The sequence below is a fragment of the Streptomyces sp. NPDC048643 genome (genome assembly GCF_040650615.1).
Classification (GTDB): Bacteria; Actinomycetota; Actinomycetes; order Streptomycetales; family Streptomycetaceae; genus Streptomyces.
In genome coordinates this window covers 91,641-106,701 of record NZ_JBEZHO010000023.1, presented here as the reverse complement: position 1 = coordinate 106,701, position 15,061 = coordinate 91,641, and the positions used below count along the sequence as shown (strand labels likewise).

General features: G+C 74.1%; 10 protein-coding genes. 6 read left to right on the top strand and 4 right to left on the bottom strand.

Annotation, left to right across the window (positions count from 1 at the left end; all coding sequences use genetic code 11):
• The first annotated feature begins 41 nt into the window (after nt 1–41).
• From AB0C62_RS23125 to AB0C62_RS23115, 3 genes are all read left to right on the top strand, one after another.
• Nucleotides 42–677, top strand: a complete 636-nt coding sequence (locus tag AB0C62_RS23125; RefSeq protein WP_362975936.1) for a PDZ domain-containing protein — start codon at nt 42–44, stop codon at nt 675–677.
• Nucleotides 678–1,110: 433 nt separating this feature from the next.
• Complete coding sequence (locus AB0C62_RS23120) at nt 1,111–2,235, top strand: aminopeptidase P family protein (RefSeq protein ID WP_362975934.1); 1,125 nt, start codon at nt 1,111–1,113, stop codon at nt 2,233–2,235.
• 63 nt (nt 2,236–2,298) lie between these two features.
• Complete coding sequence (locus AB0C62_RS23115) at nt 2,299–3,240, top strand: aminoglycoside phosphotransferase family protein (RefSeq protein WP_362975932.1); 942 nt, start codon at nt 2,299–2,301, stop codon at nt 3,238–3,240.
• Between the two features lie 52 nt (nt 3,241–3,292).
• Here AB0C62_RS23115 and treZ read toward each other — a convergent pair whose 3' ends face one another.
• On the bottom strand, nt 3,293–5,038 hold the full coding sequence (gene treZ / locus AB0C62_RS23110; RefSeq protein WP_362975930.1) for a malto-oligosyltrehalose trehalohydrolase: 1,746 nt from the start codon (nt 5,036–5,038) through the stop codon (nt 3,293–3,295).
• A 190-nt stretch (nt 5,039–5,228) separates the two neighbouring features.
• Between treZ and AB0C62_RS23105 the strand changes: the two genes are divergently transcribed.
• Together AB0C62_RS23105 and AB0C62_RS23100 are read left to right on the top strand one after the other, a co-directional pair.
• The gene (locus tag AB0C62_RS23105) at nt 5,229–5,780 is read left to right on the top strand and encodes a DUF1707 and FHA domain-containing protein (RefSeq protein WP_362975928.1); all 552 of its coding nucleotides are present in this window, start codon (nt 5,229–5,231) and stop codon (nt 5,778–5,780) included.
• 166 nt (nt 5,781–5,946) lie between these two features.
• Nucleotides 5,947–7,320: a M14 family zinc carboxypeptidase gene (locus AB0C62_RS23100; RefSeq protein ID WP_362975982.1), complete on the top strand. Its 1,374-nt coding sequence runs from the start codon at nt 5,947–5,949 to the stop codon at nt 7,318–7,320.
• A gap of 27 nt (nt 7,321–7,347) precedes the next feature.
• Here AB0C62_RS23100 and AB0C62_RS23095 read toward each other — a convergent pair whose 3' ends face one another.
• Nucleotides 7,348–8,598 carry a M14 family zinc carboxypeptidase gene (locus AB0C62_RS23095; RefSeq protein WP_362975926.1) on the bottom strand — a complete coding sequence of 417 codons (1,251 nt, stop codon included), beginning with the start codon at nt 8,596–8,598 and terminating at the stop codon, nt 7,348–7,350.
• Between the two features lie 392 nt (nt 8,599–8,990).
• Here AB0C62_RS23095 and AB0C62_RS23090 point away from each other — a divergent pair, with 392 nt between their 5' ends.
• Nucleotides 8,991–10,283 carry a cytochrome P450 gene (locus AB0C62_RS23090; protein ID WP_362975924.1) on the top strand — a complete coding sequence of 431 codons (1,293 nt, stop codon included), beginning with the start codon at nt 8,991–8,993 and terminating at the stop codon, nt 10,281–10,283.
• On the opposite strand, the gene treY is transcribed toward AB0C62_RS23090, so the two are convergent.
• Together treY and glgX are read right to left on the bottom strand one after the other, a co-directional pair.
• Nucleotides 10,243–12,717, bottom strand: a complete 2,475-nt coding sequence (gene treY / locus AB0C62_RS23085) for a malto-oligosyltrehalose synthase (RefSeq protein WP_362975922.1) — start codon at nt 12,715–12,717, stop codon at nt 10,243–10,245. The genes AB0C62_RS23090 and treY overlap by 41 nt on opposite strands.
• A 174-nt stretch (nt 12,718–12,891) precedes the next feature.
• Nucleotides 12,892–15,000 (bottom strand): glycogen debranching protein GlgX, encoded by a 2,109-nt coding sequence (glgX, locus tag AB0C62_RS23080; protein WP_362975920.1) that lies wholly within the window; start codon nt 14,998–15,000, stop codon nt 12,892–12,894.
• Nucleotides 15,001–15,061 lie beyond the last annotated feature (61 nt).

Genomic DNA, 15,061 nt, shown 5'->3' with positions numbered 1-15,061 from the left:
AAGCCGCAGGCGATCCGCAGAGCATCCGCCGGAGGCGACCCATGGAACAGACCGCGTTGCGTCCCAAGCCGATGCCCGGGCAGGAACCGGGCACCGGGGAGCGTCACCCCGGCGGAGTCCGGCGACCGCACGCGGCGAAGCGGCGCGGCAGGCGGCTGGTCACGCTGCTGTTCAGCCTCTTCGTCGGGGCGGTGCTGGTGCTGTCCGGGGTGGGGCTCGGCACCGTGGGCGCGACCGTGATCGGCATGAGCAAACTGGCCGCCCTGCAGAAGCAGGCCGGTGCGGCCGGGCAGCCGCGAGGGCCGTCCGGCGGGCCGGGCGCCTCCGCGGCGCCGCACCCGGGCGGGACCACGACGGCGTCCGGCAGCGGCGCCCCGATCCCGCCGCCGAAGGCCGCCGACGTGTCGGGGCGGGCGGCGCTCGGGGTCGAGGCCGTCGACGCGCCCAAGGGCGGGGGAGCCCTGCTCGTCGGCGTGCACGTCCCCGGTCCCGGCTACACCGCCGGCCTGGTCCGCGGCGACGTCCTGCTCGCCGTCGGCGGCAAGGGGATCAAGTCGGCGGCCGACCTCGCCCACGCGGTCGCGGCCGTCGAGCCCGGCCGGGAACTCACCCTGGACGTCCAGCACGCGAGCGGGACCCGCGTGCACCTGTCGGCCGTCCCGGGCTTCGCGACGTGAGGACCGCCGGCCCGCCCGCATCGCCCTGTCGTACCGCCGGGCGGCGCTTTTCGCGGCGACGTGGAGCGGAGCGGACCGGCTTCCGACCGGGCGCCCCCGGTCCTCCGGGGCGGGCTCGGGCGCTGTTCGACCCGCCGGAGTACGGCGGGTGCTGCCCGGCCGTGCCGGCGGCCCCAAGGGATGCCCCACCTCGTCGGGCGGCCCCAAGGGATGCCCCACCTCGTCGGGCGGCCCCAAGGGATGCCCCACCTCGTCGCCGTCGACCTCGTGCCGCCCTCGACGGCCGCCGTCGCGACGTCCGGTCACCATGTCCGACGGCGGCGGGCACCCCGGAGTCGGCCCCGTCGCAGGGATCCGCTCGCGCGGGTTCCGGCGGAGGGGGAGGATGCTGCCCGTAGCCCTCTGGGGGAACTCCGCACACACGGAGGCATGGATGACCGCCGCCACACCCGCGCCCTTCACCGCCGTCGACTACGAGACCCGTATGCGCCGCGCCGCCGAGGCCGCCGCCGACGCCGGTCTCGACGGCGTCCTGGTGGCGCCCGGGCCCGACCTGGTGTGGCTGACCGGATACCGCCCGGTCGAGACGGAGCGGCTCACTCTCCTGGTGCTGCGGGCCGGACAGGACCCGGCGCTCGTCGTGCCCACCCTGGAGGCACCCGACGCGGCCAAGTCGACGGGCGCGCCCGCGCTGACCCTCCACGACTGGACCGACGGCACGGACCCCTACGAAGCCGCCGTGCCCCTCCTCGACCCCGCGGGCCGCTTCGGCATCAGCGACAACGGCTGGGCGCTGCACCTGCTCGGCCTGCAGAAACGGCTGCCCGACTCCCGGTACGCGGCCCTGACCGAGGCGCTGCCGATGCTCCGCGCCGTCAAGGACGCGGCGGAACTGGAGCGGCTCGCGGCGGCCGGGGCGGCCGCCGACGCGGCGTTCGAGGAGATCCGGAAGGTCACCTTCGCCGGCCGCAGGGAGTCCGAGGTGTCCGCCGACCTCGCCGACCTGCTGCGCCGCTTCGGCCACTCACAGGTCGACTTCACCATCGTCGCCTCGGGACCGAACGGCGCCAACCCCCACCACGAGGCCGACGAGCGTGTCATCCAGCATGGCGACATGGTCGTCCTGGACTTCGGCGGCCTCAAGGACGGCTACGGCTCCGACACCTCCCGCACGGTCCACGTCGGGGAACCGGACGACGAGGAGCGCGCGGTGCACGACATCGTGCGCGCGGCCCAGGAGGCCGGCTTCCGCGCCGTACGCCCGGGAGCCGCCTGCCAGGACATCGACCGGGCGGCCCGTGCCGTCATCGAGGACGCCGGGTACGGCAGCTACTTCATCCACCGCACCGGCCACGGCATCGGCGTCACCACCCACGAACCGCCCTACATGGTCGAGGGCGAGGAACAGCCGCTCGTCCCCGGCATGTGCTTCTCCGTCGAACCCGGCATCTACCTGCCGGGCCGCTTCGGGGTCCGCATCGAGGACATCGTCACGGTGACGGAGGACGGCGGACGCCGGCTCAACGACACCTCCCGCGAGATGGTCGTCGTCGACTGACGTGGACGCACCGACCTCGCGGCGACCGCCTCGCCCCCGCACCCGGACGACAGGGGCGCGACCATGAACCAACCGCCACCGACCCCCACCCCGGACACCGTCAGCCGCCTGGTCCGCTCGCTGCTCGCCGACGACGGGGCCACGAGCCCGGGACCGGACGTGCGGCCGGTCACCGAGGAGGGCGAGCACCTCACCTGGTGGGTGGGCCCGCGCCATGTGCTGCGGCTCGCCGGGGACCGCGACGCCTCCCTGCGGCAACGCCGGGAGCTGCGGCTGCGTGACCTGGTCCGCCCGCACATCGGGGTGCCGGTCCCGGTGAGCGTCGCGCGGGGCGAATGGGCGACCGGGCTGGCCTACACCCTCGACACCCGGCTGCCCGGCGCCTCCGCCGAGGAACAGGGCGTCTCGGCCGTCGGGGAGGCCGACCTGGCGGGCCTGCTGACCGGGCTGCGGGACGTGCCCGTACGCCAGGCGGGGACCCTCGGGGTGCCACAGGCCCGGCCGCGTTCGCTGGAGACCCTGCGGGCCGCCGCGGTGCGCGCGGCCCGCAGGCTGCCCGCCGAGGAGTTCGACCCGGCGGAGCTCGACCAGCTCGCCGAGCCCGCCGCCGTGCAGCTCGCCGCGCAGCCGGGCGCCGCGTTCCTCGTCCACCACGACCTCACGGGCGAACACCTCGTGACCGGTGCCGGCGGACGGGTGCGGGGCGTCCTCGGCTGGAGCGGCGCGGTCGTCGGCGACCCGGCCGAGGACATCGCCGGACTCGCCGTCGCCGTCGGCGCCCCCGCCGCCGTGCGGGCCGCGACGCTCGCCGGCTACGGCGCCCGCCCCTGCCTGCGCGGTCTGTGGCTGGCCCGCTGCGACACCGTCGTCCGCCTCGCCGACCGCCTCCGTGGCCGAGGCGGTGACCCCGTCCCGCTCCTGGAGACCCGGCTGCGGCGCGCCTGGGAGACCATCCTGCTGGAGCGGGTGACGGACCTGCGGGACGGGCCGGACGAGGCGCCCTAGCGGGCGCCGGTGGAACCGGCGCCCTCGTGGCCTACCGTCCGGACCCGGCGCCTCACGCCTGGGTGAGCACCACGCACGACTCGCCCGGCACGTTCAGCACGCCGTCCGTGAGCGGCGCCGCGACCGGGTCCCAGGACGCCAGCACACGCCCTCGGCGGATGCCGAGCGGGATCACCACGGGATCCTTGGACAGGTTCACGGCCACCCGGACGTCACCGCGCCGCACGGCCAGCCAGCGGGCCTCCGGATCGTGGGCCACCCGGACCGCCGCGAGATCGGGGTCCGAGAGGTCGGCCTGACGGTGGCGCAGCGCGATCAGCTCGCGGTACCAGGCCAGCAGGCGCGCGTGGACCGGCGCCTCCGGCTCCGACCAGTCCAGACAGGAACGGTCCCGGGTCGCCGGGTCCTGCGGATCCGGTACGTCCTCCTCCGCCCAGCCGTGCGCCGCGAACTCCCGTCGCCTGCCGCGCCGTACGGCCTCCGCCAGCTCGGGGTCGGTGTGGTCGGTGAAGAACTGCCAGGGCGTGCCCGCGCCCCACTCCTCGCCCATGAACAGCATCGGCGTGAACGGCGCGGTGAGCGTCAGCGCCGCCGCGCAGGCCAGCAGCCCGGGGGAGAGGGAGGCGGACAGCCGGTCGCCCTGGGCGCGGTTGCCGATCTGGTCGTGGGTCTGCGCGTACCCGAGGAGGCGCTGCGCCGAGATCCGGGCGCGGTCGATCGGCCTGCCGTGGTGCCGGCCACGGAAGCTGGAGTAGCTGCCGTTGTGGAAGAAGCCCGCGGTCAGCGTCTTGCTCAGGGCCGCGAGCGGTGCCCGCGCGAAGTCGGCGTAGTAGCCCTGCCCCTCGCCGGTCAGCGTGGTGTGCAGGGCGTGGTGGAAGTCGTCGTTCCACTGGGCGTCGAGACCGAGACCGCCCTCCTCGCGGGAGGTGATGAGCCGCGGGTCGTTCAGGTCCGACTCGCCGATCAGGAACAGCGGCCGGCCCAGCTCGCCGGCGACGGCGTCCACCGCCGTCGACAGCTCCTCCAGGAAGTGCAGCGCGCGGGTGTCCTTCAGCGCGTGCACCGCGTCCAGGCGCAGCCCGTCGAGCCGGTAGTCGCGCAGCCACGCCAGCGCGCTGCCCACGAAGTAGTCGCGCACCTCGTCCGAGCCCGGCGCGTCGAGGTTCACCGCCGAACCCCACGGCGTCTGATGCGTGTCCGTGAAGTAGGGCCCGAACGCGGGCAGGTAGTTGCCGGACGGACCGAGGTGGTTGTGCACGACGTCCAGGACGACGCCCAGGCCGAGTTCGTGCGCGCGGTCGACGAAGCGCTTCAGCGCCTCGGGACCGCCGTACGGTTCGTGCACCGCCCACAGGGAGACGCCCTCGTACCCCCAGCCGTGCCGTCCCGGGAACGGGCAGAGCGGCATCAACTCGACGTGCGTGATGCCCAGTTCGACCAGATGGTCGAGCCGCTCGGCCGCCGCGTCCAGCGTGCCCTCGGGCGTGTACGTGCCCACGTGCAGCTCGTACAGGACCGCCCCCGGCAGCGCGCGCCCGGCCCACTCGGCGCGCCACGCGTACCGCGTCTGGTCGACCACCGCGCTCAGCCCGTCGGGACCGTCGGGCTGCCGTCGCGAGCGCGGATCGGGCAGCACGGGTCCGTCGTCGACCGCGAAGCCGTACCGCGTCCCGTCCCGCGCGTCCGCCTCGGCACTCCACCATCCCGGACGGCCCGGATCGCGCTCCATCGCGCTCTCGACGTCGTCGCAGTGGAGCGTCAACCGGTCGGCCTGCGGTGCCCACACCTCGAATCGCACAGAGTTCCCCCTTGTCGGCTCAGCGTGACCCAGCCCGTCCATGGTGCTCCACGCGAGATCAATTCGCTTTCCGATCCACCCTTTTGCCGCGTGTCCGTCGCCCATTGGGCGCGCGAACCGCCCCGGTCGGCTCCCGTGCCCTTCACGGATTTTCTGGACACGTCGTCGTCGCTGACCGACAATCACGAACGTGACGTCGTCCTTCGAGTTCCACACGTACCCCGCGCGGCTGTCCGACGCGGAGCGCGACCGGGCGCTCAAGTCGCTCCGTGACGGCGTCGCCCTCGGCCGTCTCTCGCACGACACGTTCATCCGCCGCATGGAGCTGGCCCTGGCCGCCCGCCGGTCCGAGGAACTCGCCGTGCTCACCGCCGACCTGCCCACCGAGAAGCGCTGGTCGAAGGCGGTCTTCGGGACGGTGGAAGCCGTCTCCGGCTTCACCGTCCGGCTGCGCAGGGCCTGGCAGGCCGAGCGGCTCCCCAAGCTCCAGCTGCCCAACCCGGGCAGCCCGTACCCGTTGCGGATAGGCCGCGACCCGGCCAGCGGGCTGCGGCTCAACCACGAGACGGTCTCCCGCGTCCATGCCGAACTGAGCAGGCAGGGCGGCGTGTGGGTGCTGCGCGACCTCGGTTCGACCAACGGCACGACGGTCAACGGCCGCCGCGTCATCGGCGTCTCCGTCGTCCGGGACGGCGACCAGATCGGCTTCGGCCGCATGCTGTTCCGCCTCGCCTCGGACTGACCGGGCGCGGTCCGTCCCCCGCGGATCGGTTCCGGTCGCCGGCCAGGGGCGGCCGTTCGGGTATCGGTGTCCTCAACATCCTTCGCATGCAGTGGTGTTGACGTGGACCATGGACCGTGACTGACTGTAGGGACACCGTGTACACCAGGTGAGCCGACGGCACCGCATGAGGGGGTGTGTCCTGCCGCCTCTGCGCCGTTATCCGACCGTGCGCGAACTCGGCGTCCACGCCGCCGCGCTCGCCGCCCATCGCCCCGAGGACGTCCGGCTGCGCCGCGCGGGCACCTCCCGGGCCGGTGCGCCGCTGTGGCTCCTGTCCGTCGGACACGGCAGCCGGCAGGCCCTCGTCGTCGCCGGACCGCACGCCAACGAACCCGTGGGGGGCGCCACCGCCCTGCGGCTCGCCGAGCGGGTCCTCGCCGACCCCCGGCTCACCGAGGGCGCCGACGCCACCTGGAACCTGCTCCTGTGCCTCGACCCCGACGGCTCCCGCCGCAACGAGACCTGGCTGTCCGGCCCGTACACACTCGGCCACTACTTCCGGCACTTCTTCCGGCCCGGCTTCCTGGAGCAGCCCGAATGGCTGCCCGACGGTGAGGACGGCTCCCTCCTGCCGGAGACCCGCACCCTGCTCGACCTCCAGGACGAACTGCGGCCCTTCCTCCAGTGCTCGCTGCACGGCGTCGACGTGGGCGGCGCCTTCGTCGAGCTGACCCACGACCTGCCCGGACTCGCCCAGCGCGTCGCACACAGCGCCGCCCGCCTCGGCATCCCGCGCGAACTCGGCCCGTACGACACCCTGTACTGGCCGATGCTCGGGCCCGCCGTCTACCGCGTCCCGCCGCCGCGCACCGGCGACCTCACCGCCGCCATCACGGAGGCCGCCGTCGAGTCCACCTGGTTCCACCCCCAGCCGTACGGCACGGTGACCGCCATCGTCGAGGCGCCCATGTGGGGTGTCGACGCCGTCGAGGACCCCACGCGGCCCGCCGACCCCGACGCCGTGCTGCGCTCGGTGAGCCACACCCTGCGCCGCGACACCGAACACCTGGAGGGCGTCCTCGCGCGCCTGCGGCCCGGCCTGGGCACCTCGCCGGCGGTCGAGCGTCTCCTCGCCCCGGTCGACGACTATTTACTGGTCGGCCCCGGCATCGCCGACTCCTGGGACCCCGACGTGCGGGACTCCGCGACACGCGCCCTGCCGCCCCTCGACACCGCCCGACTGACCGCCCTGCGGCTCGCCGGACGCAGGGTCGCGCTGCGCACGGCCGGACTGCTGCACCAGCTCGTGACCGTCACCGGCCACGATCCGGGCGGTGTGCTGCCCGAGCTCGACCGGCTCATCGACCTGTGGTGCGCCGACTACCGTGACGGCTGCGGCGCGTACTGGATACCGGTGGCCCGCCAGGTCGAGTACCAGGCGCGCGTGGTGCTGGCCGTGTTCGACCTGGCGGAACGGCACGCGCGCGGGCCCTCCCCCGCGCGTGACTCCGGCTGGGGCGCTGTGTCGCGGCCCACCGCGCCCGTGCGCCGGGACTGACCCGGGGCCGGGCGACCGTTCCGTGGGTCAGGCGGCGCTGTCGCGCGCGTGACGGGCCGCCGCGACGACCGTACGGGCCTGGTGCTCGACCTGGTTCTCCAAGGGCACCCAGCGGGCCCGGAACCGCTCCGCGAAGGCGTCGCTCCAGGAGGCGACCAGGTCCGCCAGCAGGGGAACCTCGGAGTCGTCGACCTCCTGGAGCACACGCAGCAGCATCGACGCGGCCCGCAGCGGAAGGCGCCGGCCGAACGCGTCCACGCTGCCCACGTACGCCATCGTCGTGTCCGGCGGAGGCGCCTGCGACCAGTCCCCTGCGAGCCCGGGCACCAGCTCCAGCGCCCACTTCGCGGCCCGCAGCAACGGACCGTCGGGACCCGCCAGCCGGGGCGCGGCCCGGCCGAGCACCGCTTCCACCTGCATCGCGTCGGTCAGCAGCCGACCGGCCAGCCGGCGCAGCGCCGCGGTGGGGTCGGGGTGCGGCGCGGGATCGTCCACCAGGTCGCTCGCCCACATCGGCACCTCCACGACCGCCGTCAGACCGCCGTAGCGGTGGGCGTGGTACCAGGTGCTGTGCCGCGCGTCGTCCGGCATGCTCGGGTAGGCGGTGTCCGAGCCGGGCGCCGGCATCACATGCACCCCGGGCCCGGACGCGGGCCAGCCCGCCGCGTCCGACGCGGCCGTCTCGACGGGTATGTGCAGCTCCGCGGCCGATTTGGCGAACGGCTCGGCGAGACCGGGGATGTCCTTGGTCAACTGCACCCAGCTGCCGCCCAGATCGGTCCCGTGCAGGGTCACCTGGAGGTAGGGCCGCAGCTCGTCGATGACCCGGGTGAGCGCGCGGGTCTCCGGCGGCAGTCGGTCGGGCGGCAGGACGGAGGGCGACCACTCCGGCTGCTCGGGCCCCGCCGGTCGGAAGAAACCCAGATGGTAGTCGAGCAGCGTGCGGGGCGCGGGCGTCACATGCAAGCTCGCCCCGTCCGGGTCCGCGCAGAGCAGGAAGTGCCACGAGGTGTCCCTGCGCAACTCCCGCTGGAGGAGCGTGCGTTCGGCCAGGTGCAGCAGCGTCGAACCACCGGTCGGTTCGTTCGCGTGGGCGCCCGCCACGACGAGGACAGCGCGCCTCGCGTGGCCGACCGACAGCAGGTGGAGGGGTCTTCCCCCGCGGGAGACACCCACCTGCCTGAGGACACACAGGTCCGGTCGGTGGGCCGCCAACGCCCGTGCGGACGTGACGATTTCGGTCACACTGGGGTAGCGCAACTCCGGCAGGTGACTCACCCCCGACTTGTCCGCCCTGCGTCGCTTTTGGCAGTACTCCACGCTCTTGGAGAACTGTCAAGGATTTGACGGGGCGGCGCCAGAGGGCACCCGGCGGCACTTCTCCCCGCACCGGCACCCACCGGCCGCGCGGACCTGCCCGTCCCGCACCCACGCGCCGTCCCGAACCGGCGCGGAACGGCTCACCGGCCTGCGGAGAACCCGGCGGCGGCCCGCGAGGAGGCGCGGCGGAACCGTGCGCGCGACCGGTTCCGCGGCGCCACCTACCGCGGAGCCCGGCACGGTGATTCACCCGTACGGGCGTACGTGGACTGCGGCCTCCGGCGCGCGATGGTCGGCTGGGAGCAGCCCGCGCGCGGGTCCGGCGCGCAGACCCGAGATGGAGGCCCGCGGTGCTCTGTCCACACGGCCTTCCCGGTGAAGGCGCCCCGGCCGCCCTGCGCGCCGCCCCACCCCTGCCGACCGGCCCGCCGCCGGCACACGCCGTGGACCTGCCCGACACGCGTCCGGACGCCCCGCCCGCCGTCCCGACGGAGCCGCCGGGTCCCGCGCGAGGGGGCCCGTTCACGCCCCCGCCGGTCCAGGCCGCGCCCGCGGCCACCGCGCCGAGCCTGCTCGACCCGGGCACCGAGCGGGACCCGTACCCGCTCTACCGCACCCTGCGAGGCCGCTTCCCCCTGCTGTACGACGAGCCGTTCGGCGCCTGGCTGATCAGCCGGTACGCCGACGTGCGCGCAGCCCTCGCGGACCCCCGGCTCGCCGCTCCGGGGCCGGGACCCGCCCTGGCCCACCTGGACGTCGGCGCGCGGGACGCCCACCGGACCCTCGTGTCACCGGCGTTCCGGGACAGCGCGCTCGACACCCTGTCCGCCGGCGTCGAACGCACCGCGTACGTCCTGGCCCGCCGCCTGGCGGCCCGTCAGGAGGCCGATCTGGTGGCCGAGTTCTGCCAGTGGCTGCCCACCGCGGCGGTCGTCTCCGCCCTCGGACTGCCCTACGAGGCCACCGCGCGCGTGCACGCGCTGTGCAGGGCGGGCCTCGACCACCTCGGGGGACACCACCCCGCGTCGGCGGAACTCCTCGGCCCGCACATCGCCCGCCGCCGCGCCCACCCCGGCGACGACCTGCTGTCCCTGCTGAGCACGGCCCGGACCGACGGGCGGCCGCTCACCGAGGAGGCCGTGACGGGCGTGGCCGGGATCCTGCTGGGCGCGGGCGGCGGCACCACCGCACGGGCCCTCGCCACGTTCCTCGCCAACCTCCTCGACCACCCGCGCCAGTTGGACGCGATCCGGCACCGCCCCGAGCTGGCGGACGGTGCCTGGGCCGAGTCGCTGCGCCGCGATCCGCCCCTGCAGGTGGTGCCGCGCCGGGCCCTGGAGACGATCGGTCCGATCCCCGCCGGCGCCACCGTGGCCTGTCTCCTCGGTGCCGCGGGCCGCGACCCGGAACGGTTCGCGGACCCCGACCGCTACGACGCCTTCCGCGCCGACCCGGGCGCGCTCGCGTACGGCTCGGGACGGCACTTCTGCCCGGGTACCTCGCTCGCCCGGCTGACCGCGGTGCACGGACTGCGGGCCCTGCTCGACGTCCTGCCGCACCTCCGCCGGGCGCCGGGGGACCGGCCCCCGGCGGAGGGACTGGTCAGCCGCTCGCCCCGGACCCTGCCGGTCCGGCTGCGCTGACCCGCTCCAGCAGCACCGCGGGCGCCCGCCCGAAGAGGTCCGCCACGCGCGCGTGCCCGGTGAACACCCGCTCCGGAGCGTCCGGGGAGAGCACGTCGGCCCACCGCCCCTCCGGGAGCGCGAGACGCGTGTCGCCCCAGCCGCCCGCCTCCGCGAGCCGCAGCGACAGCCGGGTGACCGCAGTGATCACGTCACCGGACCGCACGAACGCCAGGCAGTGCCCGGCCGCGGGACCCTCGGCGGACAGCGGCGCGTACGTCGCCACGTCACCGAAGGCGTCGGGCCGGCGCGCCCGCAACCGCAGCGCGGCCACCGTGAGCGCCACCTTCTCCTCGGCTGTGTCCCGAGGTGCGAACGCCCCCCGGTTGTCCGGGTCGACCAGCGCCCGGTACTCGCCCTCCGTGCCCTGGTACACGTCCGGCACCCCGGGCATCGTCAGATGGACCAGAGCGGCCCCGAGGACGTTCGCCCGGACATGCGGCGCCAGCGACGTACGGAAGGCGGCCACGCGCCGCCCGGGAGGCCCGCACGGCCCCTGTGCCACGAACGCGGCCACCGCGTCCTCGTAGGCGGGGTCCCGCTCGGTCCAGGCGGTGTGCGTGCCGGCCTCCCGGATGTGTTTCAACAGCGCGTCCTGGACCCGTGCTTCGTAGACCGCGGCGGAGTCGGCCGCGTCGCCCCCGCCGGTGACTCCCTCCTCTGCGGGACCGAGGCCGAACACCGTCTGCCACGCGGCCCACGCCACCTGAGGGTCCGGCATCCCCGCACCTTCGCGGGACACCTCCTCCAGGACGTCGGACCAGCGGTCCGGGCACTGCGAGAGGACCGCGACGGCGGCGCGCACGTCGGCGCTGCGCTTCGTGTCGTGGGTCGACAGGACGGTGCCGGTGCCCGGCCAGTCGCGCTGCACGCGCGCACAGTAGGCGTGGAAGTCCTCCGGGGACACGGCGGGCCTGCCGGGATCGCCGCCCACCTCGTTCGCGGACAGCAACGGCACATAGCGGTAGAACGCGGTGTCCTCCACGGACTTGGCCCGCAGTGCCGACGACGTCTGCGCGAACCGGGCCCGGAACTCGGCCTGCTCCGGCCCGTCGCCGCCCCGGCCGAGCACCAGATCCCGTACGACGTCCACGGCGTGTGCCTCCTCCGGCACCGTGAACGTGGCCCTGGCCTCGTCGGCGGCCTGCTCGGTCACCACCAGGGAGGCGTCCGTGGACGGGTAGGGCCGGTACACCTCCAGGCGGACCAGGAGCTCGCGCAGCGCGGCGCCGAGCGCCCAGGGGGCGTGGTCGCGCAGGGCGGGGTCGGGGGAGGCGGCGCACAGCCGGCTCACCACGCGCGTGAGGCGGTCGACCTCCGTGGCCAGTTCGTGCGTGACCACCTTGTACGCGGCGCGCCGCACCGTCGTCTCCCAGTGGCCGCCCCGGTCGGCCTGCGGTGCCGCGAACCGCCGGTACTGGCCGAGCAACTGGCTCGCGCCCGCCGGATCGGCGAACAGGCCGTCGACCTGGTGCAGCGCGTCGTACCCGGTGGTGCCCGCCACGGGCCACGCGGCCGGGAGGGGCTCGCCGTCGGCGAGGATCTTCTCCACCACCGTCCACCGCCCGCCGGTCGCCTCGTGCAGCCGGCGCAGATACGCGTCCGGGTCCGCGAGGCCGTCCGGGTGGTCGATGCGCAGCCCCTCGACCACCCCCTCGTCGAGCAGCTCCAGGATCTTCCCGTGCGTCGCCGTGAACACCTCGGGGTCCTCGACCCGCACCCCGATCAGCTCCGAGATGCTGAAGAAGCGGCGGTAGTTCAGCTCGGTGCGGGCCACCCGCCACCACGCCGGGCGGTACCACTGGGCGTCAAGGAGCTGCGGCATCGGCAGCTTCTCGGTGCCCGCGCGCAGCGGGAACACGTGGTCGTAGTAGCGCAGTATGTCGCCGTCGACCTTCAGGTGTCCGATCTCGGCGCCGAGCCGGTCCCCGAGCACCGGCAGCAGGAGCCGGCCGCCCTGGGCCTCCCAGTCGATGTCGAACCACCGCGCGTACGGCGACTCGGGGCCCTCGCGCAGCACCTCCCACAGGGCGCGGTTGTGGCGCGGGGCCATCGCCATGTGGTTCGGCACGATGTCGACGACGAGGCCGAGACCGTGTTCCCGCGCGGTGCGCGCCAGCGAGCGCAGCCCCTCCTCACCGCCCAGTTCGGCCCGCACGCGCGCGTGGTCCACGACGTCGTAGCCGTGCGTCGAGCCCGGCACCGCCTCCAGGACGGGCGACAGGTGCAGGTGCGAGACGCCGAGCGAGGCCAGATACGGCACGGCCGCTTCGGCCCGTGCGAAGGGGAACTCCGGCTGGAGCTGGAGCCGGTACGTGGAGGTGGGTACGACGGGGGGCACCGGGCCGGGGACCACCGAGTCCGCCAACGCCGGTTCGGGACGCTCAGGTGTCATGGGGACTTACGTACCCGCCCCGCCGCCTTTCGTGTCACCCGGGCGGGCATATGGCACGCACGGCCTCGGGCGAGGGCACGTACGGGCCACGCCTCCGTGCCGGTGACGGGCACACACGAACGCGTGCGCCTCCGGGAAGGGAGGCGCACGCGCGTGTGCGGTCGCGGGCCGCTCCTAGGCGGGCCGCTGAAGCACCGTCATGCTCCGGTCGACGAGGGTCAGCCGGTCCCCCGCGTCGACCTTCGCGCCCGAGCCCGCGGCGATGCCCCCGGGCAGCGAGGTGTCGACGACGACCTGCCACTGGCGGCCGTGGTCGACCGGCACGACGAAGTCCAGGGACTTCGGCGACGCGTTGAACAGCAGCAGGAAGGAGTCGTCGGCGATGCGCTCCCCACGCGGGCCCGGCTCGGAGATCGCGTTGCCGTTGAGGAAGACCGACAGTGCCCGCGCCGTCGCGGAACCCCAGTCGTGCTCGGTCATCTCCTGGCCCTCGGGGGTGAACCACGCGATGTCGGACAGCTCGTCGTGGGTCCCCTGGACGGGCCGGCCGTGGAAGAAGCGCCGCCGCCGGAAGACGGGGTGGTCGCGGCGCAGCCACACCATCGCGCGCGTGAAGTCGAGGAGTTCGCAGTCCTCCTCGGGCCACGGTACCCAGGCCAGCTCGCTGTCCTGGCAGTACGCGTTGTTGTTGCCGCCCTGGGAGCGGGCGAACTCGTCGCCGTGGCTGAGCATCGGCACGCCCTGGGAGAGCATCAGCGTGGCGATGAAGTTGCGCCGCTGCCGGCCGCGCAGCGCCAGGACGCCCTCGTCGTCCGTCTCGCCCTCGGCGCCGCAGTTCCACGAACGGTTGTGGCTCTCGCCGTCGCGGTTCTCCTCCCCGTTGGCGTCGTTGTGCTTGTCGTTGTAGGAGACGAGGTCGTTCAGGGTGAAGCCGTCGTGGCAGGTGACGAAGTTGATGGAGGCGAGAGGCCGCCGCCCGTCGTCCTGGTAGAGGTCGGAGGAGCCGGTGAGCCGCCCGGCGAACTCGGCGAGCGTGCGCGGCTCACCACGCCACATGTCCCGCACGGTGTCGCGGTACTTGCCGTTCCACTCGGTCCACAGGGGCGGGAAGTTGCCCACCTGGTAGCCGCCCTCGCCGACGTCCCAGGGCTCGGCGATCAGCTTCACCTGGGAGACCACCGGGTCCTGCTGGACGAGGTCGAAGAAGGACGACAGCCGGTCCACCTCGTGGAACTGGCGGGCCAGGGTGGCCGCCAGGTCGAAGCGGAAGCCGTCCACGTGCATCTCGGTGACCCAGTAGCGCAGCGAGTCCATGATGAGCTGGAGCACGTGCGGGGAGCGCATGAGCAGCGAGTTGCCGGTGCCCGTGGTGTCCATGTAGTAGCGGGGGTCGTCCGCCAGCCGGTAGTACGAGGCGTTGTCGAGACCCCGGAAGGAGAGCGTGGGGCCCAGGTGGTTGCCCTCGGCCGTGTGGTTGTAGACCACGTCGAGGATGACCTCGATGTTCGCCTCGTGCAGGGCCCGGACGGCCGACTTGAACTCCAGGACCTGCTGGCCGCGGTCGCCCCAGGAGGCGTACGCGTTGTGCGGGGCGAAGAAGCCGATGGTGTTGTAGCCCCAGTAGTTGTTGAGGCCCATGTCGACCAGACGGTGGTCGTTCACGAACTGGTGTACGGGCATCAGCTCCAGCGCCGTGACGCCCAGTTCCGTCAGGTGTTCGATGATCGCCGGGTGGGCGAGGGCCGCGTACGTGCCGCGCAGTTCGTCGGGAAGCGCCGGATGGCGCATCGTGAGGCCCTTGACGTGGGCCTCGTAGAGCACCGTGTGGTGGTACTCCGTACGGGGGCGCCGGTCGTCGCCCCAGTCGAAGTACGGATTCACCACGACGGACGTCATCATGTGCGGGGCGGAGTCCAGGTCGTTGCGCTTGTCGGGCGACCCGAACGGATAGCTGTACACCTCCTCCCCCCACTTGATCGCGCCGGAGATCGCCTTGGCGTACGGATCGAGCAGCAGCTTCGCCGAGTTGGCGCGCTGCCCGTGCTCGGGCGCGTACCGCCCGTGCGCCCGGAAGCCGTAGCGCTGCCCGGGCATGACGCCGGGGAGGTAGGCGTGCCGGACGAACGCGTCCGTCTCGCGCAGCTCCACGGCCGTCTCCGAGCCGTCGTCGTCCAGCAGACACAGCTCAATACGGTCGGCGGCCTCCGAGAAGACCGCGAAATTGGTACCGGCACCGTCGTACGTGGCACCGAGTGGATATGCCTCACCAGGCCAGACCTGCATGGATATGACTCTTCCAGTAGTGCCGTGCCCCTGGGGGCGAGTCCGAGTCGAGTCTCCCCGA

Excerpts from the sequence above, each read along its gene's own strand:
- AB0C62_RS23120 (WP_362975934.1), top strand. The coding sequence starts at position 1,111 with ATGACCGCCGCCACACCCGCGCCCTTCACCGCCGTCGACTACGAGACC.
- AB0C62_RS23125 (WP_362975936.1), top strand. The coding sequence starts at position 42 with ATGGAACAGACCGCGTTGCGTCCCAAGCCGATGCCCGGGCAGGAACCG.
- AB0C62_RS23115 (WP_362975932.1), top strand. The coding sequence starts at position 2,299 with ATGAACCAACCGCCACCGACCCCCACCCCGGACACCGTCAGCCGCCTG.
- treY (WP_362975922.1), bottom strand. The coding sequence starts at position 12,717 with ATGACACCTGAGCGTCCCGAACCGGCGTTGGCGGACTCGGTGGTCCCC.
- AB0C62_RS23100 (WP_362975982.1), top strand. The coding sequence starts at position 5,947 with ATGAGGGGGTGTGTCCTGCCGCCTCTGCGCCGTTATCCGACCGTGCGC.
- glgX (WP_362975920.1), bottom strand. The coding sequence starts at position 15,000 with ATGCAGGTCTGGCCTGGTGAGGCATATCCACTCGGTGCCACGTACGAC.